The sequence below is a fragment of the Sinomonas terricola genome, from assembly GCF_034931225.1.
In the GTDB taxonomy this organism is placed as follows: domain Bacteria; phylum Actinomycetota; class Actinomycetes; order Actinomycetales; family Micrococcaceae; genus Sinomonas; species Sinomonas terricola.
In genome coordinates this window covers 185,668-209,859 of the sequence record NZ_JAYGGQ010000002.1, presented here as the reverse complement: position 1 = coordinate 209,859, position 24,192 = coordinate 185,668, and the positions used below count along the sequence as shown (strand labels likewise).

At 69.3% G+C, this 24,192-nt stretch carries 22 protein-coding genes and 1 riboswitch; of the genes, 9 read left to right on the top strand and 13 right to left on the bottom strand.

Going from position 1 to position 24,192, the window contains the following annotated elements:
* Positions 1–14 precede the first annotated feature (14 nt).
* Positions 15–857 carry a fumarylacetoacetate hydrolase family protein gene (locus tag SPF06_RS05600; RefSeq protein ID WP_323277975.1) on the bottom strand — a complete coding sequence of 281 codons (843 nt, stop codon included), beginning with the start codon at positions 855–857 and terminating at the stop codon, positions 15–17.
* 123 nt (positions 858–980) lie between these two features.
* On the opposite strand from SPF06_RS05600, the gene SPF06_RS05595 reads away from it, so the two are divergent.
* The gene (locus SPF06_RS05595; RefSeq protein WP_323277974.1) at positions 981–1,403 is read left to right on the top strand and encodes a RidA family protein; all 423 of its coding nucleotides are present in this window, start codon (positions 981–983) and stop codon (positions 1,401–1,403) included.
* Here SPF06_RS05595 and SPF06_RS05590 read toward each other — a convergent pair.
* The 3 genes from SPF06_RS05590 to SPF06_RS05580 all read right to left on the bottom strand — a co-directional run bounded on the left by SPF06_RS05590 (position 1,400) and on the right by SPF06_RS05580 (position 4,073).
* Positions 1,400–2,278, bottom strand: coding sequence for a PaaX family transcriptional regulator (locus tag SPF06_RS05590; protein ID WP_323277973.1), 879 nt, complete (start codon positions 2,276–2,278; stop codon positions 1,400–1,402). The two genes, SPF06_RS05595 and SPF06_RS05590, sit on opposite strands and share 4 nt — an antisense overlap.
* A gap of 178 nt (positions 2,279–2,456) precedes the next feature.
* Positions 2,457–3,299 (bottom strand): siderophore-interacting protein, encoded by an 843-nt coding sequence (locus SPF06_RS05585; RefSeq protein ID WP_323277972.1) that lies wholly within the window; start codon positions 3,297–3,299, stop codon positions 2,457–2,459.
* An 18-nt stretch (positions 3,300–3,317) separates the two neighbouring features.
* Positions 3,318–4,073 (bottom strand): uracil-DNA glycosylase, encoded by a 756-nt coding sequence (locus tag SPF06_RS05580; RefSeq protein WP_428985708.1) that lies wholly within the window; start codon positions 4,071–4,073, stop codon positions 3,318–3,320.
* Between the two features lie 138 nt (positions 4,074–4,211).
* Between SPF06_RS05580 and SPF06_RS05575 the strand changes: the two genes are divergently transcribed.
* From SPF06_RS05575 to groL, 4 genes are all read left to right on the top strand, one after another.
* Entirely contained in the window at positions 4,212–4,520 is a 309-nt protein-coding gene (locus SPF06_RS05575) for a DUF3263 domain-containing protein (RefSeq protein WP_323277971.1), read from the top strand.
* A gap of 47 nt (positions 4,521–4,567) precedes the next feature.
* Positions 4,568–5,161, top strand: coding sequence for a LytR C-terminal domain-containing protein (locus tag SPF06_RS05570; RefSeq protein ID WP_323277970.1), 594 nt, complete (start codon positions 4,568–4,570; stop codon positions 5,159–5,161).
* Entirely contained in the window at positions 5,161–6,429 is a 1,269-nt protein-coding gene (locus SPF06_RS05565) for an ABC transporter substrate-binding protein (RefSeq protein ID WP_323277969.1), read from the top strand. Before SPF06_RS05570 ends, SPF06_RS05565 begins: the two co-directional genes overlap by 1 nt.
* Before the next feature lie 248 nt (positions 6,430–6,677).
* Positions 6,678–8,306 carry a chaperonin GroEL gene (gene groL / locus SPF06_RS05560; RefSeq protein WP_323277968.1) on the top strand — a complete coding sequence of 543 codons (1,629 nt, stop codon included), beginning with the start codon at positions 6,678–6,680 and terminating at the stop codon, positions 8,304–8,306.
* 125 nt (positions 8,307–8,431) lie between these two features.
* Here groL and SPF06_RS05555 read toward each other — a convergent pair whose 3' ends face one another.
* The 8 genes from SPF06_RS05555 to SPF06_RS05520 form a co-directional block, all read right to left on the bottom strand.
* Positions 8,432–9,394: a ribonuclease HI family protein gene (locus tag SPF06_RS05555; RefSeq protein ID WP_323277967.1), complete on the bottom strand. Its 963-nt coding sequence runs from the start codon at positions 9,392–9,394 to the stop codon at positions 8,432–8,434.
* An 82-nt stretch (positions 9,395–9,476) separates the two neighbouring features.
* Positions 9,477–9,764 carry a WXG100 family type VII secretion target gene (locus SPF06_RS05550; protein ID WP_323277966.1) on the bottom strand — a complete coding sequence of 96 codons (288 nt, stop codon included), beginning with the start codon at positions 9,762–9,764 and terminating at the stop codon, positions 9,477–9,479.
* A gap of 105 nt (positions 9,765–9,869) precedes the next feature.
* Positions 9,870–11,426, bottom strand: coding sequence for a sensor histidine kinase (locus SPF06_RS05545; RefSeq protein ID WP_323277965.1), 1,557 nt, complete (start codon positions 11,424–11,426; stop codon positions 9,870–9,872).
* 1 nt (position 11,427) lies between these two features.
* Complete coding sequence (locus tag SPF06_RS05540) at positions 11,428–12,132, bottom strand: response regulator transcription factor (RefSeq protein ID WP_323277964.1); 705 nt, start codon at positions 12,130–12,132, stop codon at positions 11,428–11,430.
* Between the two features lie 157 nt (positions 12,133–12,289).
* Entirely contained in the window at positions 12,290–14,092 is a 1,803-nt protein-coding gene (locus SPF06_RS05535) for a hypothetical protein (protein WP_323277963.1), read from the bottom strand.
* A gap of 256 nt (positions 14,093–14,348) precedes the next feature.
* Positions 14,349–15,992 carry a DNA repair helicase XPB gene (locus tag SPF06_RS05530; RefSeq protein ID WP_323277962.1) on the bottom strand — a complete coding sequence of 548 codons (1,644 nt, stop codon included), beginning with the start codon at positions 15,990–15,992 and terminating at the stop codon, positions 14,349–14,351.
* A 60-nt stretch (positions 15,993–16,052) separates the two neighbouring features.
* Positions 16,053–18,446, bottom strand: coding sequence for a helicase-associated domain-containing protein (locus SPF06_RS05525; protein ID WP_323277961.1), 2,394 nt, complete (start codon positions 18,444–18,446; stop codon positions 16,053–16,055).
* A gap of 4 nt (positions 18,447–18,450) precedes the next feature.
* Entirely contained in the window at positions 18,451–18,663 is a 213-nt protein-coding gene (locus tag SPF06_RS05520; protein ID WP_323277960.1) for a hypothetical protein, read from the bottom strand.
* Between the two features lie 377 nt (positions 18,664–19,040).
* On the opposite strand from SPF06_RS05520, the gene SPF06_RS05515 reads away from it, so the two are divergent.
* The 3 genes from SPF06_RS05515 (at position 19,041) to SPF06_RS05505 (ending at position 21,536) form a co-directional block, all read left to right on the top strand.
* Positions 19,041–20,342 (top strand): LamG-like jellyroll fold domain-containing protein, encoded by a 1,302-nt coding sequence (locus SPF06_RS05515; protein WP_323277959.1) that lies wholly within the window; start codon positions 19,041–19,043, stop codon positions 20,340–20,342.
* Between the two features lie 254 nt (positions 20,343–20,596).
* Positions 20,597–20,974, top strand: a complete 378-nt coding sequence (locus tag SPF06_RS05510; protein WP_323277958.1) for a cold-shock protein — start codon at positions 20,597–20,599, stop codon at positions 20,972–20,974.
* Position 20,975: 1 nt separating this feature from the next.
* Entirely contained in the window at positions 20,976–21,536 is a 561-nt protein-coding gene (locus SPF06_RS05505) for a DUF3027 domain-containing protein (RefSeq protein WP_323277957.1), read from the top strand.
* Positions 21,537–21,669: 133 nt separating this feature from the next.
* Here the strand turns inward: SPF06_RS05505 and serC are convergent, their stop codons facing one another.
* Positions 21,670–22,803: a phosphoserine transaminase gene (gene serC, locus SPF06_RS05500; RefSeq protein ID WP_323277956.1), complete on the bottom strand. Its 1,134-nt coding sequence runs from the start codon at positions 22,801–22,803 to the stop codon at positions 21,670–21,672.
* A 244-nt stretch (positions 22,804–23,047) separates the two neighbouring features.
* Between serC and SPF06_RS05495 the strand changes: the two genes are divergently transcribed.
* Complete coding sequence (locus SPF06_RS05495; RefSeq protein WP_323277955.1) at positions 23,048–23,743, top strand: iron-dependent transcriptional repressor DtxR; 696 nt, start codon at positions 23,048–23,050, stop codon at positions 23,741–23,743.
* Between the two features lie 195 nt (positions 23,744–23,938).
* A riboswitch (cyclic di-AMP (ydaO/yuaA leader) is annotated at positions 23,939–24,105 on the top strand.
* The last annotated feature ends 87 nt before the right edge of the window (positions 24,106–24,192 follow it).

Below are 24,192 nucleotides of genomic sequence, written 5' to 3'. Positions count from 1 at the left end.
CCTGGGATTTCTGGTCAGTTGAAGCGGATGGTGTTCACGAGCTGTCCGAGGCCCTCGGCCCGCACGACGACCGCGTCGCCGTCGGACAAGTACTGCGGGGGCTGCATGCCCGTGCCGACCCCGCCGGGAGTTCCGGTGAGAACGACGTCACCGGCGCGGAGCGCCGTGAACTGGGAGATGTAGGCGAGAAGGCGCGCCGGGCTGAACACGAGGGTCTTCGTGCTGCCATGCTGCCTGCGCACGCCATTGACCTCGCACGTGATCTCGATCCCGTCGTCGGGGTCGATCGAATCGGCGGTCACGAGCACCGGTCCGATCGGCGTCGTGCCGTCGAAGGCCTTGCCCTGGAACCACTGGAGGGTGCGCTTCTGCCAGTCGCGCATCGAGATGTCGTTGGCAAGCATGTACCCGGCGATCGCCGCGCGTGCCTCTTCCTCGTCGGCTCGCCGGAGCTCCGAGCCGACGACGACGGCGAGCTCGGCTTCCCAGTCCACGGCGGCCTGCGCCTGGGTGGGCACCGCGACGTCGTCGGTCGGGCCCGTGAGCGTGTCGGCGAACTTTGCGAAAAGGGTGGGGTATTCGGGGAGGTCGCGCCCCATCTCGAGGATGTGGTCCGCATAGTTGAGCCCGCAGCAGACGACCTTCCCGGGCGTGGGGAGCGGCAGCCCGAGCTCGGCCTCGTCGACCGGAATCCCGCTGCCGACCGGGGCAGCAAGGGCCGTCACAGCTTCCCATGACCAGTCCGGCCGGGCCAGAAGCTCGCTCAGGTCGGCCGCCGCAAGCCCCATCCACTCGTCGCCCCGCCGCACGGCGGCGGCGGTGGACCCATTGGGGGTTCGGATCGTTGCCAACTCCATGGCTCAGCTCCTTTGGGGAGTATATCGCTTTTGTGACGCTCGTCATCTAAACTCAAGTTAGCACGGCCGTGCGGCTGTGACTAGCCCCACTGACGAGGCGCCCGAGAGGGCGAGGAGGATCCCATGGCAAGCACCATGACGCGCAAGGAAACTGTCAATCCCGCAGCGCTGCCGAAGCCTTCTGGCTACGCACACGGAGTGAAGGTGGGCGACGTCGTCTACCTCGGCGGACAGACCGCGCTCGACGCCGACATGCAGATCGTCCCTGGCGGCATCGTGGAACAGTTCCGGCAGGCGTTCTCCAACGTCCTGTCCACGCTCGCCGAGGCCGGCGGCCGGCCAGAGGACCTCGTCGACGTCACGATCTACCTCACCGATGTGGAGGACTACATGGCCCACGGGCGCGAGATCGGTCAGATCTGGCGCGAGTTGGCTGGGCGCGAGTATCCGGCGATGGCCGGCATCGGGATCACGCGCCTTTGGCAGGAGGAAGCCCTGATCGAGATCAAGGGAGTCGCCGTGATCGGCTCAGGCGGGGAAGCCTAGTCGCCGCTCGAGATGGCGAGGGCCCGTTCGGCATGCTGCCGGGCGGGTCCGGCCAGACGCTCGTGGAGCGTCCTGAACAGGTCCTGAGCCACCACGCCGTGCCAGTCCTCAGGCAGATACTCGACAGGCAACCCCGGGTCCAAGTAGGGCAGCCGCCGCCACTGGGTCAGCATCGAGACGTAGTCCGCGAAGGCGTCTGCGTGCTCCTGGGGGGAAGCAGGCTCCGCCGACGCCCAGCGCTCGCCGACTTCGCGGTGGTTCTCAACGAACTCCACGTACATCGATTCGAGTGCCTCAAGGTCCCACCACGAGGCCACGAGCTCGCGCATCGTCGGGCCCGAGCCGTCATCGGCATAGTCGGCGCGGAAGAATTCAACGTAGCCAGCCGCGCCGGCACGGCCCACCTGAGTCCTGGCCTCGGTCTCGAGAAACGCCGGCGCAATCCAGAGTCCGGGCGTGACCGCGCCGAATCCCAGACGCGTGAGGGCGCTGCGGATCTGATGGCGCAGGTTGCGCTGAGACTCTGGCACGGAGAACGCCGCGAGCAGCCACGGGTCTCCGATGCTGGCCCGGCGGGGGGAGAAGATGCGTTCGTCGCCCTCGTGGAAGATCTCTTCGAGGCCGGAGCCGAGCCGGTAGGCGGCGGCCCCGCCCACTCTCACGCTCTCGAGAACCCCGCGCTTCTTGAGCCGCGAGACCGCCGAGCGAACGCCAGCCGATTCGATGCCGAGATCGCCCAAGAGCCGCACGAGCCCCGCAACAGGCAAGGCGCCCTGGTGTTCGCGCCCATATAGGCCGAAAAGGGTCACGAGCAGTTGCTGGTTTCGAGGCGAAGCAGTAGGCGCCTTCGGCTCCCGTTCGGCCGCGATTGACATGCAGCTAGCCTAGCGGCGACCCAGGGAATCCCCTCGAACGCGCGGCCACCTTCCCCCAACCACTGGCCACCTCTCGCCCGGCGCGCGGCCACCTTCCCCCAACCACTGGCCACCTCTCGGCGGCGCGTGGCCACCTCTCGCCCGACCCGTGGCCATCTCGCGACCCAGATTGGCCGAGTCAGATTTCCCCGACGGGGAGCTTCTTCTCCGCCTGGAACTGGTCCTCGGCGCGGCCGTGCGCCCAGTAGCCCGAGAGCGAGAGGTGGTCCCGCGCGAGGCCACGCTCCTTGAACACGGCTCGGAGCTCCTTCATGGCGCCGCGCTCGCCGTGGGCGAAGACGCTCGGCGTCCCGGGGAGCCACTCGGCGGCGGCCACGGCTTCGGCGAGCACGAGGGTTTCCCCGGCCCGCTCGCCTTCGCGTGAGAGCCAGCGAAGCTCGACGCCGGTGGGCGCCGTGAGGTCGAGGGTGTCGGCGCCCGAGCCCACCTCGATGAACGCGATGCCCTTCGCGTCGTCGGGGAGGGCTTCGAGGGCGGCGGCCACGGCCGGAATGGCCGATTCGTCGGCGGCGAAGAGGTGCCAGTCTGCGTCGGGGTTGGGCGAGTAGGCGCCTCCGGGACCTGCGCACACGAGCCGGTCGCCCGGCTTCGCCGACGCCGCCCAAGGCCCGGCGATGCCCTCGTCGCCGTGCACGACGAAGTCGATCGAGAGCTCGCGGGCGTCGACGTCGAACGACCGCACGGTGTAGGTGCGGGTCACGGGCCACTGCTCGCGGGGGAGCGTCTCCTTGATCGCCGCGACGTCGACCGGTCCGTCGGACCACACGCCGTCAGGCAGCGCCGTCGGGAAGGAGATCTTCACGTACTTGTCCGTGAAGCCGTTGTCCGCGAACGCGTCGAAGCCCGGTCCGCCGGCCACCACCCGCACGAGGTGGGGTGTGAGCCACTCAGTCCGCGCCACGACGAGGTCGAGCGTGGGGCGGGGCTTCTTGGCAGGGGCCGTCGTGGTGCCTGTGGTCATGCGGCCCAGCCTACTGGCTCACGCCCAGACGATCGGCTCCGTGTCCTGTGCCCGGAGCAGTTCGTTCACCCGGCTGAACGGGCGCGACCCGAAGAATCCCCGAGAAGCACTGAGCGGCGAGGGGTGCGCGGAGCAGATGGACGGCGTCGCGCCCAAGAGGGGGAGCATAGTCTGCGCGTCCTTTCCCCACAGGATTGCGACGAGCGGGAGGCCGCGTTCGACGACGGCGCGCACCGCGGCCTCCGTGACCTCCTCCCAGCCCGCCCGCCGATGCGCCCCGGGCTGCCCGCACCGCACGGTGAGCACGCGGTTGAGGAGGAGCACTCCCTGTTCCGCCCATCCCGTGAGGTCTCCCGTGCTCGGTGCGCCGCCGACGTCGTCCGCGAGTTCGCGGAAGATGTTGGCGAGGCTCCGCGGCAGGGGTCGCACGTCGGCCGCAACTGAAAAGCTCAGGCCCATCGCGTGCCCCGGCGTCGGATACGGATCCTGGCCGACGACGAGCACTTTGACCCCGGAGAGCGGCTCGCGGAACGCGCGCAGCACCGCGGGCGGGGGAGGGAGGACGACGGCGCCGCCCGCGGCATCCGCTGCGGCCGTGCGGAGCGCGTGGCGCAGCTGCGGTTCGACTGGGGCGAGCGCGGCCGCCCACTCGGGGTGCATGAGCTCGTCGAGGGGCGCGTCCGCCATCTCCGCGAGGCGCGGTGCTTCGTCGGCTGCCGAGGGCGGGACGGCGCTCCCCGCCTCGGGGAGCTCGAAGAGGGGCTCGGCGTCCATCACGCCCCTCAGTCTCCCATGGACGATCCGACCCGCCCTGGCACGCACACAGCGGGGCACAAATGACATCAATGTAGTTCGCTCCTACACTGGTGGGAGCCGTCACGGGATCGATCCACTCGAAGGGAGCGGCCGACATTGGGCGCAGCGGAGGCACACGAGTTCGTCGAGCACCCCGAGCACCGCGCAGCCGCGCCGGGACTCACGGACCGCGAGGAGCAGATGCTCGCGCTCGAGCGCAACTGGTGGAAGTACGCCGGTGCGAAGGAACAGGCCATCCGCGAGCTCTTCGACCTCTCTGCGACTCACTACTACCAGCTCCTCAACGCCCTCATCGATACGGAGGCCGCTCTCGCCCACGATCCGATGCTCGTGAAGAGGTTGCGTAGACTTAGGTCGTCGCGGCAGCGCGCACGGACGGCTCGTCGCCTGGGCGGCAGCGCCTGAGCCTGCCGCGGTCCCCAGCACAGCATCTGACGAGGACCCACGACGATATGAGCAATTTCCCACGCGACGAATTCGACGATGTGACCGAAACGCCGCGGCGCCAAGGCGTGCACCGCGCGAAGGACAGCGTCCAGCCTCCGCGCCGCGGCGTCGCGTGGGTGATCGTCGCAGCGGCGATCGCGGTCGTCGTGGTTGCGGCGGTGCTCTTCATCGTCCCGAAGTACCTCAGCTCGACGGCGGCGAGCCCAGCGCCGGGCAGCCAGACGTCGTCGTCCGCGTCGGCGCCGAGCGCCTCCGGGTCGCCGAGCGCGACCCCGTCGGCGAGCACGACGCCGACGCCCACCCCGACTCCGACCCCCACCGCGGACCACACCCTTCAGGTGGGCGTCTATAACGCGACGACGACGTCCGGCCTCGGCAACCGGGTCGCGACGGCAGCCCGCAACGCGGGCTGGACGGTCGCGGCGATCGGCAACTGGGGCGGGTCGCAGGTCGCGTCCTCGGTCGTGTTCTATCGGGACGCGAGCCAGAAGGCCTCGGCCCAGGCGCTCGCCGCCGACCTCGGCATCGCCAACGTGCAGCAGGCCCAGCAGCTCGGCTATCCGCTCGCGGCGGTCCTCGGTCCGGGGTACGCGGGATAGTGGCCCTCGCCCTCCGACGCCCTCGCGCCGCGGCCGCCGTCGCGGCCGTGATCGCGCTCGCTCTCGCGGGATGCGGCGCCGGGGACTCGGGCAACGCGCGCCTCGCCCAGACCGAGGCCTCGGGCGACGGCGTGCTGCGCATCGGAATGCTGCTCGACAACGCGGGCGGCCAGGCGTACCTCAACGACGCCCAGCGCGCGGCCGTCGAGCTCGCGGTCCGGCAAGCGAATGCGGCGGGCGGCCACAAGGGACGGCCGATCGAGTTCATCGCGCCCACTCCCTCGACGGATACCGCCACGGCGGCGCGCCACCTCGTCGAGGCGAAGGCGGACGTCGTGATCGGGCCGACCGACTCAAGCCACGCGCCCGCGGCCATCGACGTGCTGGACAAGGCCAAGACGGTCCTCATCTCACCCGCGAATCTCGACGACACGCTCTCGTCCTACCCGAGCGGCGGCTACTACTTCCGCACCGCGCCGACCGAGTCCGCCGAAGGCGCGGCACTCGCCGCGCTCGCGAAGGCGGGCGACGCCTCGAGCGTCGCGATCCTGCGCGAGAAGGGCAGATACGGCGCGGCCATCGGCAGCGCGGCGTCGGCTGCGGCGAAGTCCACCGGCCTCGCAGAGAAGGGGAGCGGCGAATTCACGGGGCACGACGCGCGGGCTGCCGCGGCGTCGGCGCTGGCGGCCGGGGCCGACGCCGTCATCATCGTCGCCCGCGACGATCCCCAGGCGGTCCTCGCGCAGGTGCACGACGGCGGCGTGCCGGGCTCGAAGCTCGTGCTCGCGGACGCGCTCGTCGCCCCCTACGGGACGGGACTCGCGAGCAGCGCGCTCGACGGCGCCCGCGGACTGGTTCCGGGTGTCTTCCCGGCCGCGTCCTTCCAAACGGACATGCTCAAGCAGGCTCCGGGCCTGGCCGACATGACTTTCGCCGCCGAGGCGTACGACGCGGCGTCCCTTGCTATCCTCGCCGCGGCCGACGCGCAGGACGACGGCGGCACCTCGATCGCGTCGCACCTCGTCCTGGTCTCGGGCGGGGCGATCGCCCCCTCAGGGCAGAGCACCGCGCCGCAGCGGACGAAATGCACGACGCTCGCGGACTGCCTTTCGCTCGAGGCGAAGGGGACCCACGTTGACTATGACGGCCAGTCGGGGCCGATCGCGTTCGACGCGAGCGGGGACGTCACGACGGCGAATTTCACGGTCTTCAGGTACGGCGCGGAGAACACGGCACGCCCCGCGGGCACCCAGTCCGTCGCCCGCTGACCCACCGTGGCGCTTGCACTCAACCCTGCCGAGTGCTAATGATTGACCTAGCACTCCCACGGTCAGACTGCTAAGTCGAACGGGTCGCGAGTCCCGGCGCGCCGCCGTCGTCCGCGGGAGGAAGGGAACACCACGCTGAAGTGAGGCGTCAGCGGACCGGGAAGTGACCGGGAAGCAGGCGCCGGCCGTCGCGGGCGCTGCAGCGGGTGAGCTCACAACAGACCGTCCCGAAAGGACAGATTGCCGTCATGGCCAAGATCATTGCATTCGACGAGGAGGCCCGCCGCGGCCTCGAGCGCGGCCTCAACCAGCTGGCCGACGCCGTCAAGGTCACCCTCGGCCCGCGCGGCCGCAACGTCGTCCTCGAGAAGAAGTGGGGCGCCCCCACGATCACCAACGATGGCGTGTCCATCGCCAAGGAGATCGAGCTCGACGACCCGTACGAGAAGATCGGCGCGGAGCTCGTCAAGGAGGTCGCCAAGAAGACCGACGACGTCGCGGGCGATGGCACGACCACCGCTACCGTCCTCGCGCAGGCCCTCGTGAAGGAAGGCCTCCGCAACGTCGCCGCCGGCGCCGACCCGCTCTCGCTCAAGCGCGGCATCGAGAAGGCCGTCGACGCTGTCACGGCTGAGCTCCTCGAGTCCGCCAAGGAGATCGAGACCAAGGAGGAGATCGCCGCGACCGCGTCCATCTCCGCCGGCGACACCCAGATCGGCGAGCTCATCTCCGAGGCCCTCGACAAGGTGGGCAAGGAGGGTGTCATCACCGTCGAGGAGTCGAACACGTTCGGCCTTGAGCTCGAGCTCACCGAGGGCATGCGCTTCGACAAGGGTTACCTCTCGGCGTACTTCGTCACCGACGCGGAGCGCCAGGAGACGGTCCTCGAGGACCCGTACATCCTCATCGTCAACTCCAAGATCGGCTCCGTGAAGGACCTCGTCGCGGTCCTCGAGCGCGTCATGCAGGCCAACAAGCCGCTCCTCATCATCGCCGAGGACGTGGAGGGCGAGGCTCTGGCCACGCTCATCGTCAACAAGCTCAAGGGCACGTTCAAGTCCGTCGCCGTCAAGGCCCCGGGCTTCGGCGACCGCCGCAAGGCCATGCTCACCGACATCGCGATCCTCACGGGTGGCCAGGTCATCGCCGAAGAGGTTGGCCTCAAGCTCGAGAACGCGACGCTCGACCTCCTGGGCAAGGCTCGCAAGGTCGTCGTGACGAAGGACGAGACCACGATCGTCGAGGGTGCAGGCGACGCCGAGCAGATCGCCGGCCGCGTCTCGCAGATCCGCGCCGAGATCGAGAACTCCGACTCGGACTACGACCGCGAGAAGCTCCAGGAGCGCCTCGCCAAGCTCGCCGGCGGCGTGGCCGTCATCAAGGCGGGCGCGGCCACCGAGGTCGAGCTCAAGGAGCGCAAGCACCGCATCGAGGACGCCGTCCGCAACGCCAAGGCTGCGGTTGAGGAAGGCATCGTCGCCGGTGGTGGCGTGGCCCTCATCCAGGCCGGCGCCAAGGCGTTCGCGAACCTCACGCTCGAGGGCGACGAGGCCACGGGTGCCAACATCGTGAAGATCGCGATCGAGGCTCCGCTCAAGCAGATCGCGTTCAACGCCGGCCTCGAGCCGGGCGTCGTCGCCGACAAGGTCCGCGGCCTGCCTGCGGGCCACGGCCTCAACGCTGCCACGGGCGTCTACGAGGACCTCCTCGCCGCCGGTGTCAACGACCCGGTCAAGGTCACGCGCTCTGCCCTGCAGAACGCCGCCTCGATCGCCGGCCTCTTCCTCACGACCGAGGCCGTCGTCGCCGACAAGCCCGAGAAGGCCGCTCCGGCCGGCCCGGGTGCCGACGACATGGGCGGCATGGGCGGCTTCTGATCTAGGAGCCGCTGGCGGCCGTCCGGCAAACGCTCGACGGTTCGCCTGACGTAAACGCACGACGGCGGGGTTCCCACTTCGGTGGAGGCCCCGCCGTTCGCGTGCGTGGTGCGAGGGATCGGTGCTCACGCCTCGGGCGTGCCCTGGTGGAACCGGATTCGCCAGCGGCCGTCGGTGCGCTGCCACAGGGAGCAGCGCAGGCACGATCCCTCGGCGCTCTCCGTCCGGTAGAGGACTTGGATGAGGTCAGGCCCGAGCGGCGTCGCTTCGACGAGCTCGAAGGCGACGTTGAGTTCGGGCTCCTGGACGAGCGCGTCCACGATCTCGTCGCGATCCCACAGGCGTCCTGACTGGCCGATCTCGCGGTACTCGGGATGCAGGAGATACGCTAGTTGGCCGAAGTCTCCGCGGGTCTCCGGCTCGAGGAGTTCCTGTTCGAGCTCGACGACGGCCTCGATATCCGCCCGGCCCGGCATGGCGAGGTGGCCGTCGGCGGCCGCGATCGCGCCTTGTGCCAGGTTCATCGATTCGTCCCCGGACCCGGTCAGTTCGCCGAAAAGGTCTTCCTGTACAGCCTCGGCGCTCGGCTGCTCGGCGGGAACCGCGGGCTGCGCGGCGGCGCGCGACGGGAAGCCCGGGCCCTCGACCGGAGCGCCTCCGGCCTGATACGCAGTGGCGCACGCGCGGGCGCGCTCGTCCGCGGCCTCGTTGAGCGAATGGCCGGCATGGCCCTTGACCCATTCGAACGTGTACGTGCGGCCCACGAGCTCGCGGTCGATCTGCTTGAGCAGGTCCGAGTTAAGGACTGGTTTCCCGTCCGCCTTCGTCCACCCGCGCCGCTTCCAGTTCGGCATCCACTTCGTGACGCAGTTGATCACGTACTGGCTGTCGCACAGGATCCGCAGCGGCTCTTCGGGGAGGTGGGCCGTCGATCGGAAGAGGTCGAGCACGGCCATGAGCTCGCCCTGGTTGTTGGTGCCGTGCGGCCAGCCCCCGGCATGCCAGCGGTCCTCGTCGACGTACCACGCCCAGCCCGCGGGGCCGGGGTTTCCGAGGGCAGAGCCGTCTGCGGCGGCGGTGATCGTCATACGATCCATCCTGCCAGAACGGTCCGACAGAGAACGGCCCGACAGGAACGGACGCCCCGCCGATCACGCCGCCGCGCACGCTCTACCGGAACAACATCGCGTTGCGGCCCTCGACGTCCTGATACCCCGCGCTCGCGTGCTGCAGGGAGACCCCGATCGCGTCGAGCGAGGTCTCTACCTGAGCCTCGGCGTGGTTCCATTGCGCGATGACGGCCTGGAAGCTCGCGGCCGCCTCGCCCTGCCAGCACTCCGCGAGGAGCTCGAGGTCGAGGCACAGGCTCCGCGCCTCGGCACGTACCCGTTCGACTGTGGCCGCGACCTTGTGCGCGCTTGCGCTCATCCGTTCGGTATCCGCCTTGAGCACTGCCATGCTGTCCGCCCTTCGTGATCGCAGAGGGCCCCCTGCCCTCCGCTACCACGAGACTAGCCACGGGTCCCACGGCAGCGCGCGGCGCCGTCGTCGTATGTGGACGACTCAGCGGCCCCAGCCCTGTTGAGGGGCATCGACCGCCCTACCGCCGTGAGAAGCGCGGGCTTCCGGCCCCGGTGCGCGCGGCGGCTCGGGGGGCTGGGGAGGCGTTTCGGGGATCGGCTGGAACGGAAGCTCGATGACGAACGTCGCCCCGCCACCGGGCGTCTCGCGATGCCGCACGGTTCCGCCGTGCGCGCCGACGATCGCTGCGACGATGGCGAGGCCGAGCCCGGTGCCGCCCGTTTCGCGCGTGCGCGAGGTGTCGGCACGGTAGAACCGCTCGAAGATCTTCGGGGCGTCCCTTTCCGTGATGCCGGGCCCGTGGTCCCGCAGTTCGAGGACTGACGCATGCCGTCCGGAGTCCGTCGTGACGCCGACGGCCACCTCGAGCGGCGAGCCCGCGGGCGTGTAGCGGAGCGCGTTGCCCACGAGGTTCCCCACGACCTGGCGGAGCCGGCCCTCATCCCCCAAGGCGGGGGCCGCCGTCGCCCGCTGGCCCGCATGGAGCCCTACGAGGCGGACCGTGCGGTCCGGCGCCGCGGCCTGGGCGTCGACGACGGCGTCGTGCCCGAGCGGGAGCAGGTCCACGGGCCGCAGGAGAACGGGCCGCTGCTCGTCGAGGCGTGCGAGCGTGAGGAGGTCCTCGACCATCGTCCCCATCCGCTTCGCCTCGCTCTCGATGCGGCCCATCGCCATGCCGACGTCCTCGGTCGTCGAGAGGGCGCCGTGGCGGTACAGCTCGGAGAAGCCGCGGATCGTCACGAGCGGCGTGCGGAGCTCGTGCGAGGCATCGGAGACGAACCGGCGCATGCGCGCCTCAGATTCCGTGCGATCCCGGAAGGCCCGCTCGATATGGGCGAGCATCGCGTTGAGCGAGGACGAGAGCCGGCCAAGTTCGGTCCCGGGGGCCTCCTCATCGACGCGTTGGGAGAGATCGCCTGCGGCGATGGCCGCGGCCGTCTTCTCGACGCGCCGCAGCGGCCGGAACGCGCGCGTCACGGTCCAGGACGCGACGAAGAAGACGAGGGTGAGCGTGAGCACCCCGACGCCGATCTCGAGCAGCAGCGTGTGGTTCATGGCCTCGTCGACGCTCGTGAGCGGCAGCGCGATGAGCATGGCCGCGCGCTCGCCCGTCGTCGTGATCCGCACAGGGATGGCGATATACCGCCAGTCCGAGTCGCGGTCGGTGCCGTTGGCCTGGAGGATGGTCTGCGTGGCCTGCATCTGCTGTGCCTGATCCGGCGTGAGGCTCGGCACATCCGGGCGCACTTGGCTCGGGCTGGGCGCGGCATAGATCCGGGGCGGCGATCCCGCCGTGTACAGCACGAGCGTGTAGTCGGACGGAAGGAACGGGTTGGGCGTTGTGAGGAGGTTGATGTCCTGGTTCTGGCGCGCGTAGTCGAGGGCGTCCTTGAGCTTTTCGTCGACCTGGGAAACCAAGAACGTGTGCAGCTGGGTGAGCGTGCCCGCGCTCGTGAAGACGATGGCCGCCGTGAGCAGCACCATCATGATGGCGACAAGCTGCGAGCGCAGCGACGCCTTCTTCCAGCGGGCTAGCACGTCAGCGCTTCTCCGCCGTCCTGAGCACGTAGCCAACGCCGCGCTTCGTCTGGATGAGGCTCGGCCCGTTGGCATCGACCTTGCGGCGCAGATAGGAGATGTAGGACTCGACGATCGACGCGTCGCCATTGAAGTCGTACTCCCACACGTGGTCGAGGATTTGGGACTTCGAGAGCACGCGGTTGGGGTTGAGCATCATGTAGCGGAGGAGCTTGAACTCGGTGGGGGAGAGGTCGATCGTCACGCCGCCGCGGCGCACCTCGTGGGCGTCGTCGTCGAGCTCGAGGTCGTCCACGCGGATCACGGCGTCGTCATCGAGCACGGGCTGTGTGCGGCGGAGGACGGCGCGGATGCGCGCGACGACCTCGTCGAGGCTGAACGGCTTCGTGACATAGTCGTCGCCCCCCACGGTGAGTCCCTGCACCTTGTCTTCGGTCTCGTCCTTCGCCGTGAGGAACAGGACGGGAACGTAGCGCCCCGAGGCGCGGAGCTTGCGCGTGACCGTGAAGCCGTCCATGTCCGGCAGCATGACGTCGAGCACCATGAGGTCCGGGGCGTGTTCCTCCGCCGCCGCGAGGGCTTCGCGCCCGTTGGCCGCGGCGACGACCTCGAATCCCGCGAAGCGCAGGGACGTCGAGAGGAGCTCGCGGATGTTGGGCTCGTCGTCGACGACGAGGAGCTTGGCTTCGGGTCCGGTCTTCTTCACCCTCACATGGTGCGCCCAGTTTCTGTGAACTTGCTGGATGCCTTCTGTGAGCGGACGGTGGCGCCTCTGGGTTCACCGTGGCCGTTCCCCGACAAACAGCGTCCCCGGCAGGAGGGGCCGGGGACGCTGTCCTTTCTAGCTGGTACTGCTTGTGGGCTCAGCCGTTGACGATGGTGAAGTTCTCAACGCCGCAGGCAGACGAGGCCGTGAGGTTGTTGCTGTCACCTGAGTAGCTGGACGCCCAGCGCCACGTTCCCGCCGTGGTGGCGTGGAAGGTGGTGTTGGCGGTGCTGTAGGTGCCGTTGCCATTGACCGTCACCGTTTGGGTCAGCGCAGGCGTCCCCGAGCACGTCGAATCGCTCGGAGCGTACAGGTTGAACGTGATCGTCCCGGTCGGGCTGAATCCGGCGGACAACGTGAAGTTGTCGTTCGGGATCAGATCCTGTGCGGTGGCCACGGTCGGCTGCGCCGGGCTGACCACGAGCTGCTCGGACGTGCAGGCGCTTGTGGCGCCGTTGTTGTTCGCGTCACCGCTGTACACCGCCTGCCAGTAGAAGGTGCCGGTGGTGTTGAACGTGATGGCGTTCGAATCGGGCACCACGCCATTGGTGACGTTCAGGGTCCCGGCATCCTGGGCGCCCGCACTACACGTGTTGTTGGTGTAGACGGTGTAGGTCACGGTGCCGCCCGCGGTGGACGATTCTCCGGTGAGGGTCGCCGAATCATGGACCGTGCCGCCGACGGTGATTGTCGTCGCGGAGAGCGTCGTGGCGATCGTGGGACTGTTCGTGTAGTGGTTCGTGTAGGTGCACGTCACGTTTTCGTTGGCAGCCAGGACGATCGACACCGTTTGACCGGTGATCGTCACCCCGCTCGTGATGTCACACGTCAGGGAGACGAAGTTCCACGGTGCTGTCTGGGCGCCTTCCGTCACGCCGTAAGTACCCGTTCCCAGCTTGGTGAATGCCTTGGTTCCATTGTTGACGAGGCTGAAGCTAGCCGGGGTCAGGTTAGACGTCGTGTAGGAGAAGGACTGCGTCCCGGGGACGGGCTCGTTCTGGGTGACCTTCTTGATGGTGATGCTTCCGCAGTTGGCGATGTTGACGGCGATCGGCGCGATGAAGTCCTTGATCTCCGCCGTGAACGACGACGACGACCGGCTCTTCACGAACGCGCTGCCGAAAGCCTCGCACGTCCCAGGGGGGAACACGCCGGCGGCGGTCAGATCAATCGCGGCCTCGCCGAAGAGGCCCACGCCCAGCGTCGGTGACCCGGACTGGAGCGGATCGACCACGGGCACCGTGTTGACGGCTCCTTCGGACGACGACGAGCCGAGGGTCACGTGCTTGCCCCAGCACGGCAGCGCGTTGGCGGAGAAGCACTGGCCCACGGTGTTGCCCGCGGCCGCCGTCAGCCACGTGTTGATGCCCAGCGTCGGGGTGCCGCTGCCGCCGAAGTCGTAGGTGACCAGGAGGTCGCCAGCCGTCCGGTTGAGGGTCACGGGCCCGGTGGTCGATCCGTTGAAGCCCGTGGTCGGGTTCTGGTTGATCTCGAAGTCGAGGTTCGCGTTGCCGATGTTGACCAGGCGTTCCCACCCGAGATAGAGGTACGTGTGGTTGTTGCTTGCCGTCTCGGAGGCCTCGTAGAACCTGGTGAGATCGTTCTTGTTGGGCGGGATCGAGCCCGTTACGACGGTGACCGCGGAGCTATCTTCCTTCGTTCCTTGGCCGAAGGCATTGTCGGTACCGCCTGATGGCTGATCAATGCCGGTGTTGAGGCCGGCCACGTTCGCCCAGTCGGTGTTGCCCGCCGTGTTGACGACGAGGTTGCCGTCGTCGCCTTCGAAGGTGCTGCCGGGGAGCGGTGCGGCAAAGGCGGCCTGTCCTGAAGTGACGCTGGCGATGACGAGTCCGGCAACGGTGAGACACGCACCCCAGCGGGTGCGATGGATGAGTTTCATGGGGATGTCTCTCAAGGCGAGTGCGATTCGCGGAACCCGCGGCGTGTTGCGCCGTCGCGGGCTGGCCCCCAGCAGCCGGTGGGCGTTTGCGGCTCATGGCCGCTGCGCCCTGTGGGCCCGCCCAGCCGGGCCGCGCTCCCCAGTTCCCCGAAGCCGCATTCTCCTCAATGCCACTCGGGCATGATTGTACGGCAGCCGTCACCAAAACGTGATGTACATCACATTCCATTCTGAGAAAGATTCCAAGAGTTGACTCTCAGTCCTTGGCGAGGTCTCCGGCGTCGACAATCCGGTACGCGTACCCCTGCTCGGCGAGGAAGCGCTGGCGCTTCGCGGCAAAGTCCTGGTCGAGCGTGTCGCGCGCGACGAGGGCGTAGAAGCGCGCCGAGCGGCCGTCCGCCTTGGGCCGCAGGAGCCGCCCGAGGCGCTGCGCCTCCTCCTGTCGCGAGCCGAACGAGCCCGAAACCTGGATCGCGACGGACGCCTCGGGCAGGTCGATCGAGAAGTTCGCGACCTTCGAGACCACGAGGCGGTGCAGCTCGCCGGCCCGGAACGCGTCGAAGAGCCGCTGCCGCTCCTTGACGCTCGTCGAGCCTTTGATCACGGGCGCGTCGATCCGCTCGCCGATCTCGTCGAGCTGGTCGATGTACTGCCCGATCACGAGGAGCTGCTCGCCCGCGTGGCGGCGCACGAGCTGCTCGACCACCGCCGTCTTCGTTTCGCTCGAGGCGCACAGGCGGTACTTGTCGGCGTCGTCCGCCATCGCGTACGCCATGCGCTCGTCGCGGGGAAGGTCCACGCGGACCTCGACGCAGTCGGCGGGCGCGATATAGCCCTGCGCCTCGATGTCCTTCCACGGCGCGTCGTAGCGCTTGGGCCCGATGAGCGAGAAGACCTCGCCTTCGCGCCCGTCCTCGCGCACGAGCGTCGCCGTGAGCCCCAGGCGACGGCGCGCCTGAAGGTCCGCCGTCATGCGGAAGATGGGCGCGGGAAGCAGATGAACCTCGTCGTAGACGATGAGCCCCCAGTCGTTCTTGTCGACGAGCTCGAGGTGCGGGTACAGGCCGCCGCGCTTGACGGTGAGCACCTGATAGGTCGCGATGGTGACCGGCCGCACCTCCTTGACGGAGCCGGAATACTCGCCGATCTCATCCTCGGTGAGGCTCGTGCGCTTGAGCAGCTCGTCCTTCCACTGCCGGGCCGCGACCGTGTTCGTGACGAGGATGAGCGTCGTCGTCGACGACTGCGCCATGGCCGCTGCCCCGACGATGGTCTTCCCCGCGCCGCACGGAAGGACGACGACGCCGCTCCCGCCCGCCCAGAAGTTCTCCGCCGCGAGGCGCTGATAGGGGCGCAGGGCCCAGCCCTTTTCCTCGAGCGCGATCGGATGCGGGGTCCCGTCGACATACCCTGCACGGTCGTCGGCGGGCCAGCCGATCCGGAGCAGGGCCTGCTTGAGCTGCCCGCGCTCCGAGGAATGGACGACGACGGTCTCGCCGTCGATGCGCGGGCCGAGCAGGGGTGCGATCTTCTTCGCCCGCATGACCTCCTCGAGGACGGGGTAGTCGTCCGTGCGCATGACGAGGCCGTGCTGCGGATCCTTTTCGAGCCGCAGGCGGCCGTAGCGGGACATCGTCTCCTCGATGTCGATGAGGAGGGCGTGCGGGACGGGGAAGCGCGAATAGGTCAGGAGCGTGTCGAGGACCTTCTCGGCGTCGATCCCCGCGGCCCGCGCGTTCCAGAGCCCGAGGGGCGTGATCCGGTACGTGTGGATGTGTTCGGGTGCGCGCTCGAGTTCGGCAAAGGCCGCGATGGCATGCCGCGCCTCGGTCGACTGCTCGTGGTCGACCTCGAGCAGGATCGTCTTGTCGCTCTGGACGATGAGCGGGCCATCCGACACTGGTTTCTCCTTGTTCGCGGCGCGCCGGCGCGGGTCGCCGCCGGGCTGTGCCGCGTGGGGTCAGGCCAGCTCGACGTCGATGATGCGGTGCACGCTCAGCACGCGCTCGGTCTCCCGTTCGGGGTCGAACACGCGCACGCGCCCCGCCGAGATGGACACGGGACGCAGCTCCTCGACGGTCGAGTTGCCGAGCGCGTCGACGATGTTCAAGCGTACCGCCCGCTTGAGCCTGATGGCCTTCTGGAGCGTCTCGATGCCGAGCATCGGGGCCGCCTCGTCGCCGTTGCCGCCTACCGCGGACTGGTTCCGCAGGACGTTGAGCTGCGCCTCGACGTCGTCCGGGTTCGGGACAGCGGGGTGCGGCACGGGGGTGGGCAGGCCCGGCGCCGCGGACCCCCGCACGCGCCGAAGCCGGATGACCGGCTCGAGCGAGGAGTCGACGGCGGGTGCGTGCCCGAGCTCGCGGAGCACCGTTGCGACTTCTTGCGGCGTCGCGTTGCTCACGACGACGGTCGGCGCGATCTGCGTCAGGCCCAGCTGCTGCACCGCAGGCTCGCGGAGCAGGCCCGCGATGGCGGCTTCGTCGTCGCTCGCGACAAACGAGCCCGCGCGGCCCACGCGGATCCGCCCGTAGCGGGACGCCGTGTCCTCGACCAGGTACGCGAGGGGCTGCGGGACGCCGGTTTCCGCGTGCTGCATGAGGAATTCGGAGATCGACGCCGCGTCCTCGCCCGAGTCGAGGGCGCGCCGGAGGCTCGCGGCCGAGAATCGGTAGATCGTCGCGGGGCCGCGGCCCTCGGCGTCGGCCAGGAGCGCGAGGCGGCGCGCGAGCGCGGGCTCGAGGTAGCCGGGCGCGACGGCGGTGAGGTCGGCCTGGAGCAGGATACGGTCCACGCTGGGCGGGAGGATCTCCTCGAGGAGGGTCCGCACGCCGTCGAAATCGCCGCGCAAGACGGCCGCTCCGACGTGGGTCACCGCATCCGAGCCCGTGAAGCCGATCATCGCGGCCTCGGCGAGCACGCCCTCGAGGAGCCCGCGCAGACGCCGGGCGAGGCGGGGCTGGATCCACTCGAACCGCGCCCGGATGTCCTCTGCTGAGACAACGCACGCCCGGCCATCGGGCGCGTCCGCCTCCGCGGCCAGCTCTGCCGCGACTTCGAGGATCCGGCGCCGCACGGGCGCCGCGTCGGGCCGCTGGCCTTCGCCCGCCAGCGGGGCGAGCTGCGCGCTGCCCTCGGAGGCCATCGCGAGAGCCGGCACGCGCACCGTGTCGAGCCACGCCGTCGCGAGCAGAAGCCATTGGTCGGGGCGGGGGAGGGCGAGCCATTCCTCGGCGGCGGTCGCACGCCATGTCGACGTGTCGACGTCGAGCGTGATGATGCCCGCGGCGGCCGCGAGCTCAAGCGCAAGCACCGTCTGGTCGGCCTCGGCGCGCAGGCCCGACGTGAGGCGCCGCAGCTCGCGCGTGCCCACCCCGCCTGCGCGCAGGGTCTCGATGGGGCGTTCGGCGGCGTCGACCGCGAGGCCGCTCACGAGCCGGAGGAGTTCGCCGATCGCGCCGAGCGCCGCGTTGCGCCGCAGCGCGACGCTCGTGGTCGCCTTGGGCGGCGCGGGCGGCTCGAGCGACAGCTCGGGCACGATCCGGCCTCCGCGCAGCGCGAGGCCCACCGGGCGCGGGAGCTCGACGTGCTCGTCGTCGATCGGCACGAGGAGGCCGTGCGAGAGGAGCCAGTCGACCGGGTTCTCCGTGCGCCGCCCGGGCCGCACGCGCGCCTCGGCGTGCGGCACCGCGCCCACGGGCCAGTTCGTGAACTTCTCGAGGACCTCGCGAGTCCGGCCCGGGGCGCCGTCGAGGGCCTCGGGCAGCCCGGCCCAGCGCTCGAGCGCGTAGGCGGCCGCGATGTGGTGCTCGACCGGCTGCTGCTGTGTCGCGGCGGGAATCGCGTTGACGATCCCCGCGGCGCGCTCGGCGAAGAACGCCGAGACCGACGTGAGCTCGGTGTAGCAGCGGCCCAGGCCCGCGGGGTAGCTTCCGAGCACTTCGCGGACGCGGGCCACGGGCTGGTAGTAGCGGCGGCGGCTGCCCGAGGCCGAGTGGATCGAGTCCGGCGGATCGGCGCGGTAGGTCAGGGCGAGCTGGGAGAGTTCGGCGAGGATCGCATCGAGGTTCCCGAGCGTCGCGTTGCCCACCGCGTGCCGCAGCTCGACGGCGCTTCCGCTTCGGCCCTCGTCCTCGTCCGTCGTGAGGACGAGCGCCTCGAGGACTTCGAGCTGGGGCTTCGAGAGCGTTTCGAGCGCACGCTGGAGGCTCAGCCTCGCGCACGCTCGCGCGGCCAGTGCCGCGAAATCGGGGACGCCGGGCAGGATGAGGTCCGGCCGCGCGGCAAAGAGCCGGCGGAGGGAATCGTTTCCCCGGGCTGCGAGTTCCTCGGCGAGTGCACGGATGGACGACATGCCCTTAGCGTCTCCTCCTCTCGACATACGCCGCGACGAGGGCGGCTCCCATGAGTGCGAACGCGAGCGGCAGGCCATAGAGGACGACGGCGGCCATCCAGCCAGGCGGCGTCTGCCCCACCGCGGCGAGGCCGAGGGCGAGCGCGACCATGGCGATCGAGAAGACCGCGACGGCGGCGCCACCCCATGAGGCGGCGCGGCGGAATGTTGGCGCCATGACACCAAACCTAACAGTGACCGGCGGGTTCGTGGTGGGTTGGCTTGCGGAGGGGGCGTCGGGACAAGTGGGGGTTGTCCCGTGCGGCGTTCGTGGTTAGGCTCCGGGCACAATCGCTTTTGCGCGCGTCGCACCTCCGTGACAGCGCGCCTATTGGGGGGAGGGGCGTTTTGTCGTTTAACCGCACTCTGAAATCGCTGTGTGCCTTGGGGGCCGTCCTGATCGGGACGGCGGGACTTGCTGCGGCAGGGCTTCCTGCGCACGCGGATGCCGGCTTCGAGCGGGCGTCCCAGGTTCTGACGACCGGGAATCGGCCAGTGCAGGTCACCGGCTTGACCGGCTGCGCATACAAGTGCCCGGGCTCGTCGCCGAAGGGCGTGACCAGGCTCCGGCAGCCGGTGTTCTCGGTCTGGGTCTCGGATCCGGGCAGCCAGCCGGGGGCCTCGATCCCGGTCTCGATGACGGTCCAAGACGCCGCCGGGTCAGCCGTGTGGTCCACGAATTCGCCGATCCCCGCGAAGGCAGGCGGGCAGACCGTGAACTGGTCCGGCGGCTCGGACCTCCCCGACGGCGATTATCTCCTCTCCGTTCAGGGGGGCGAGTCGCACAGTGTCCAGTACCGGTTCTCGGTAGACACGACGCCGCCGCCGGCGCCTCTCGTGACGTCGGCGAGTCCGTCCCTCGTGGCTGACGGCTACGGCACGCTCACCGACGCGAACGGCATGGTCGGCGAGACGGCGTACCAGTTCACCATTGGTTCCTCTTCGCGCGACGTGCACGCGTACATCTACTCGGTGGCCATTCCGGGCCTCGTCTCAGCGCCGCCTGGAGACCTCGTCTGCGGCCAGCGCGCGCTCTCGTTCGTCATGGTCTGCCCTGAGGACGGGGCCCCTGTGACCGTGACGGCAGGAGCAGTCGATGACCTGACCCGCCTCCAGGCATGGTCGTTCGACGACGCGGGGAACATCGCAGGGCCTGCCATTGCTGACTTCAGAGTTGGCAATAGGGCGCCGTTTCCGTCGATGGCGATGAACGTGAGCGATGCCGCGTCGGGGGTCTCTCGGACGGGAATCACGGCGTGGTTCGACGGGCCTAGCGGAGAATGTGCCACCGAGGAGCCGAGTGACTTCGCCCCCGAAGGCTTTCAGTACTCGGGCGGATACAGCGTTGGTGAAGGTGGCGCAGCCGTAGACCCGTCACGGTCCTTCACTGCGTCGGTATGGGCCTGTCCGTCGACCACAGCACCCGCTACTGTGCTTGCGCAGACCGACGCATCCGGCACGAACCAGTTCCGCCTCGGCATCGACGCGAGCGGGCGCTGGGCGCTGACGACCCGCTCTGCCGCAGGAGTTGAGAGCACGGTCCGGAGCGTCGCCGGCGCGGCCGCTGGGCAATGGGCCTTCGTCAATGCGGAGTATGACCACCCCAATGGCCAGATGCGCATCTCGGTCTCGGCGGGCAACTCGACGGAGACCTGGGTCGTCTCTGCTGTGGACCCGCTTGCGCCTTCTGGAAGCGGAACCCACGTGTATCTCGGCAAGGCCGGTCCTCACGACCCGCAGGCCTATGACGGCTTGCTCGTGAGGCCCGCGCTGACGCAGGGGCTTCTCGTCCCGATGCAGCTTCAGGTCCTGTGGTGGACTACCGACGTCGTCCAAGCCAACCAAATCCTCTACTGAGTCGCGGGATGCCGAGCGGGAGCCATGGACGGCACGGACGCAGTCCCCTTCTCGCGGTGAAGTCCCGCACGAGCGAACTTCATCGCGAGAGGGGGACTGCGTTCACCGCGCAGGCTCACCCCGAGCACCCCTTCACACCGCGCCACGGCAACGGCGGAACACAGTAACCTAGAGGTGACGGCGCCAGGACCGGCGCCCGCTATTCTCCGCGGACTGCGAGCAGTTCGCCGTGCCAACAGATTGGGGTCAGGGCAGTGCCCACAGGCAAGGTCAAGTTCTTCGACAAGGCGAAGGGCTTCGGGTTCATCGCTGGCGACGACGGCCATGAGGTCTTCCTGCCGGGCAGCGCCGTGCCTGCCGACGCCGGGGAGATCAGGACCGGAACGCGGCTCGAGTATGGCGTCGCGGAGGGCAAGCGCGGCCCGCAGGCACTCGGCGTCCACGTCCTCGAGAAGCTCCCGTCGGTGTCCAAGGCCAAGCGCATGCCCGCCCGCGAACTCGCGCCGATCGTCCAGGACCTCGTGAGCGTCCTCGACAACCTCTCGGGCCAGCTCTCGAGGGGCACGTATCCGGACAAGGCCACGACGATCGCGGCGGCCCTCCGCCGCGTCGCGGACCAACTCGACGCGTAGCATGAACGCCCAAGTCACCTCCCACGACGCATCCCCGCGCTTCTCCCGCCCGGGGGTGCCCGCGTGGCGCGCCGGAAAGCCGGACGCGTTCCTCGCGGGCGCCGTCGACGCCGCGCGCACGGCACTCCTCGAAGCGGTCGACGCCGAGCAGGTGGGCAGTCACGTGGCGGCGAAGAGCGAGGGCGAGCGCCTCGTGACGCATCTCTTCGAGTGCCTCCGCCCGGGCTACCGCGGGTGGCACTGGTTCGTCACCGTGGCACGGGTCTCGCGCTCGAAAGTCGTGACCGTGAGCGAGCTTGGCCTCTTGCCGAGCGAGGACTCGGTCCTCGCACCTGAGTGGGTGCCGTGGTCCGACCGGGTCCGGCCCGAGGACAGCGAAGCGCAGGAGGACGAGCTTGCGGAGGTCGCGGCGGAGGACGACGACGAGGCCGAGGAAGCGGTCGACGACGAGGAAGCGGTCGACGACGACGAGCTCGCCGAGGAGGAGGCCGAGGAGGAGGCCGAGGAAGCCGCCGACGCCGAGGCCGCCGGAATCACCGATATCGACGACGAGATCGACTGACTCATCCTCTATGGGGTGCCCTTCCCCGCAATTGGGCCGCGGGTCCGCAGCACAATAGCGGGGACGCAGCACAGAAGAACCCCCGGTCGGAAGGCCGGGGGTTCTTCTGTGCCAAACAGGTCCGACGAGGGCGTCAGCCGCGGAGCGCGCCCACCACGTAGTCGATGCTCTGCGTGAGCTTCGTGACGTCGTCGGGCTCGATCGCCACGAATGTCGCGATGCGCAGCTGGTTGCGGCCGAGCTTGCGGTACGGCTCGGTGTCCACGATTCCGTTCGCACGGAGGACCTTCGCGACCTGCGCCGCGTCGATGGACTCGTCGAAGTCGATCGTCGCGATGACGTTCGAGCGTTCGGCCGGGTCCGCGACGAACGGCGTCGCGTAGGCCGAGGCCTCGGCCCACGAGTAGACGCGGCTCGCGGAATCCGCCGTGCGCTTCGCGGCCCACGCGAGGCCGCCCTGGGCGTTGAGCCATTCGACCTGGGCGTTGAGGCTCACGAGCGTCGTGAGGCTCGGCGTGTTGTACGTCTGGTTGAGCTTCGAGTTGTCGACTGCGGTCTTGAGGTCGAGGAAGTCGGGGATCCAGCGGCCGGACGCCTTGATCTCTTCGACGCGCTCGAGCGCAGCGGGGGAGAACAGCGCAAGCCACAGGCCGCCGTCGGACGCAAAGTTCTTCTGCGGCGCGAAGTAGTAGACGTCGCTCTGGGAGACATCGACGTCGAGGCCGCCCGCGGCGCTCGTCGCGTCGATGACCACGAGTGAACCCTCGTCGGCGCCGTCAACTCGGCGGACGGGAGCCGCGACGCCCGTCGACGTCTCGTTCTGGGGCCAGGCGTAGACGTCCACGCCGGCCTCCGCGACCGGCTCCGGCCGGGTGCCGGGCTCGGACGTGCGGATGCTCGACGCCTCGAGGAACGGCGCCTTGTCCGTGGCCTTGGCGAACTTCGAGCCGAACTCGCCGAAGGAGAGGTGCTGGGCCTTCGAGCGCACGAGACCGAAGGCGGCGGCGTCCCAGAACGCGGTGGATCCGCCGACGCCGAGGATCACCTCGTAGCCCTCAGGTGCCGCGAAGAACGACGTGAGGCCCTCGCGCACCGAGCCCACGAGGTTCTTGACCGGCGCCTGGCGATGCGAGGTGCCGAGGAGCGACGACCCGGCGGCCGCGATCGCGTCCACCTGCTCTTGGCGGACCTTCGACGGGCCCGCGCCGAAGCGGCCGTCGGCTGGGCGAAGGTCGGCGGGAATGACAAGCTGGTTCGTTTCGCTCACTCAAGGCTCCTTGCGACGTCGAAGGCGGTGCGATCCGCCCCAAAACAGTCTGCCGCAACCGCTCGGCGCCGTGCGAATCGGCCTGCATGCGACGACGGAACGCTACGGCTGGGCGATGGAGCGGAACCCCGCCACGACCCTAATCTGAGCTGTTCAAAATAAGCTAGACTGGCTGTGCGCACCGTGTCCCACGATCTTCTGGCCGCGGAGCCCGCCGAATCGCGTCCGAGGAGCCGTTGACCGCATGACTGATCTCATCGACACCACCGAGATGTACCTCCGCACGATCCTCGAGCTCGAGGAGGAGGGCATCGTGCCCCTGCGCGCGCGCATCGCCGAACGGCTCCGCCACTCAGGCCCGACCGTGTCCCAGACCGTGGCGCGCATGGAGCGCGACGGCCTCGTCGTCGTCACGGGGGACCGCCACCTCGAGCTCACGGACTCGGGCCGCAAGCGCGCGACGGAGGTCATGCGCAAGCACCGTCTCGCGGAGCGCCTGCTCGCGGACGTCATCGGCCTCGACTGGGCATACGTCCACGACGAGGCCTGCCGTTGGGAGCATGTCATGAGCGAGCGCGTCGAGCGACGCCTCTACGAACTGCTCGGCAAGCCGAGCGAATCGCCCTACGGCAACCCGATCCCCGGACTCGAGGCGCTCGGCGGCGTGCCCTCTGAAGGATTCGCCGAGGGCGTCGTGACGCTCGTCGATGCGATGCGTGAGTATGCGCCGGGTTCGCGTGTCGTCGTATGCCGCCTCGCCGAGCCCATCCAGGTCGATCCCGAGCTCCTCGCGCAGCTCGACGAAGGCGGGATCCGGCCTGGGGCGAAGATCGCCCTCGAGCGGGTCGGCGACTACATTTCCGTGCGGACGCCCAAGGTCGACGGCGCGCTCGAACTTCCCGTCGAGGTCGCAGCCCACGTGTTCGTCTCGATCGGCTGACGGCACATTCCTGAACTTCTCACAGGATCGAACATCGGCTTCTCACATTAATTCCGTTCTTTGGATGAATGCGTGATCGGCAAGCTGCGAGACCTGTCTCACTAAAGGTAACGGGAAGATTACGAAACGGCCCCGCCCGACGTATCATGGGGGTGGCGCCCACTGGCGCCGCCGTCTCCGTGCGCCGAGCTCTGCCAGCGGAGCTGGCCGCACCCACCCATGGCAGAGGCGGGGGACCCACCACTCGACCGCGGAAGCGGTCTCGGGGTGAAGCCCCCATGCGTTCGCGCGCGTGCGGGCCGAGTCATTGCTCTCCGACTCGAATCCGACAGCTAACTCCGCAGGCGGAAGAGAGAGGCTACGAGTTTGACTTCACCCGTCCATGGGCGACGGCGCGCGCATGCGCCGTCGTCGGCGCGCCCCGATTCCTCCACCGGCCTGCGACCCCG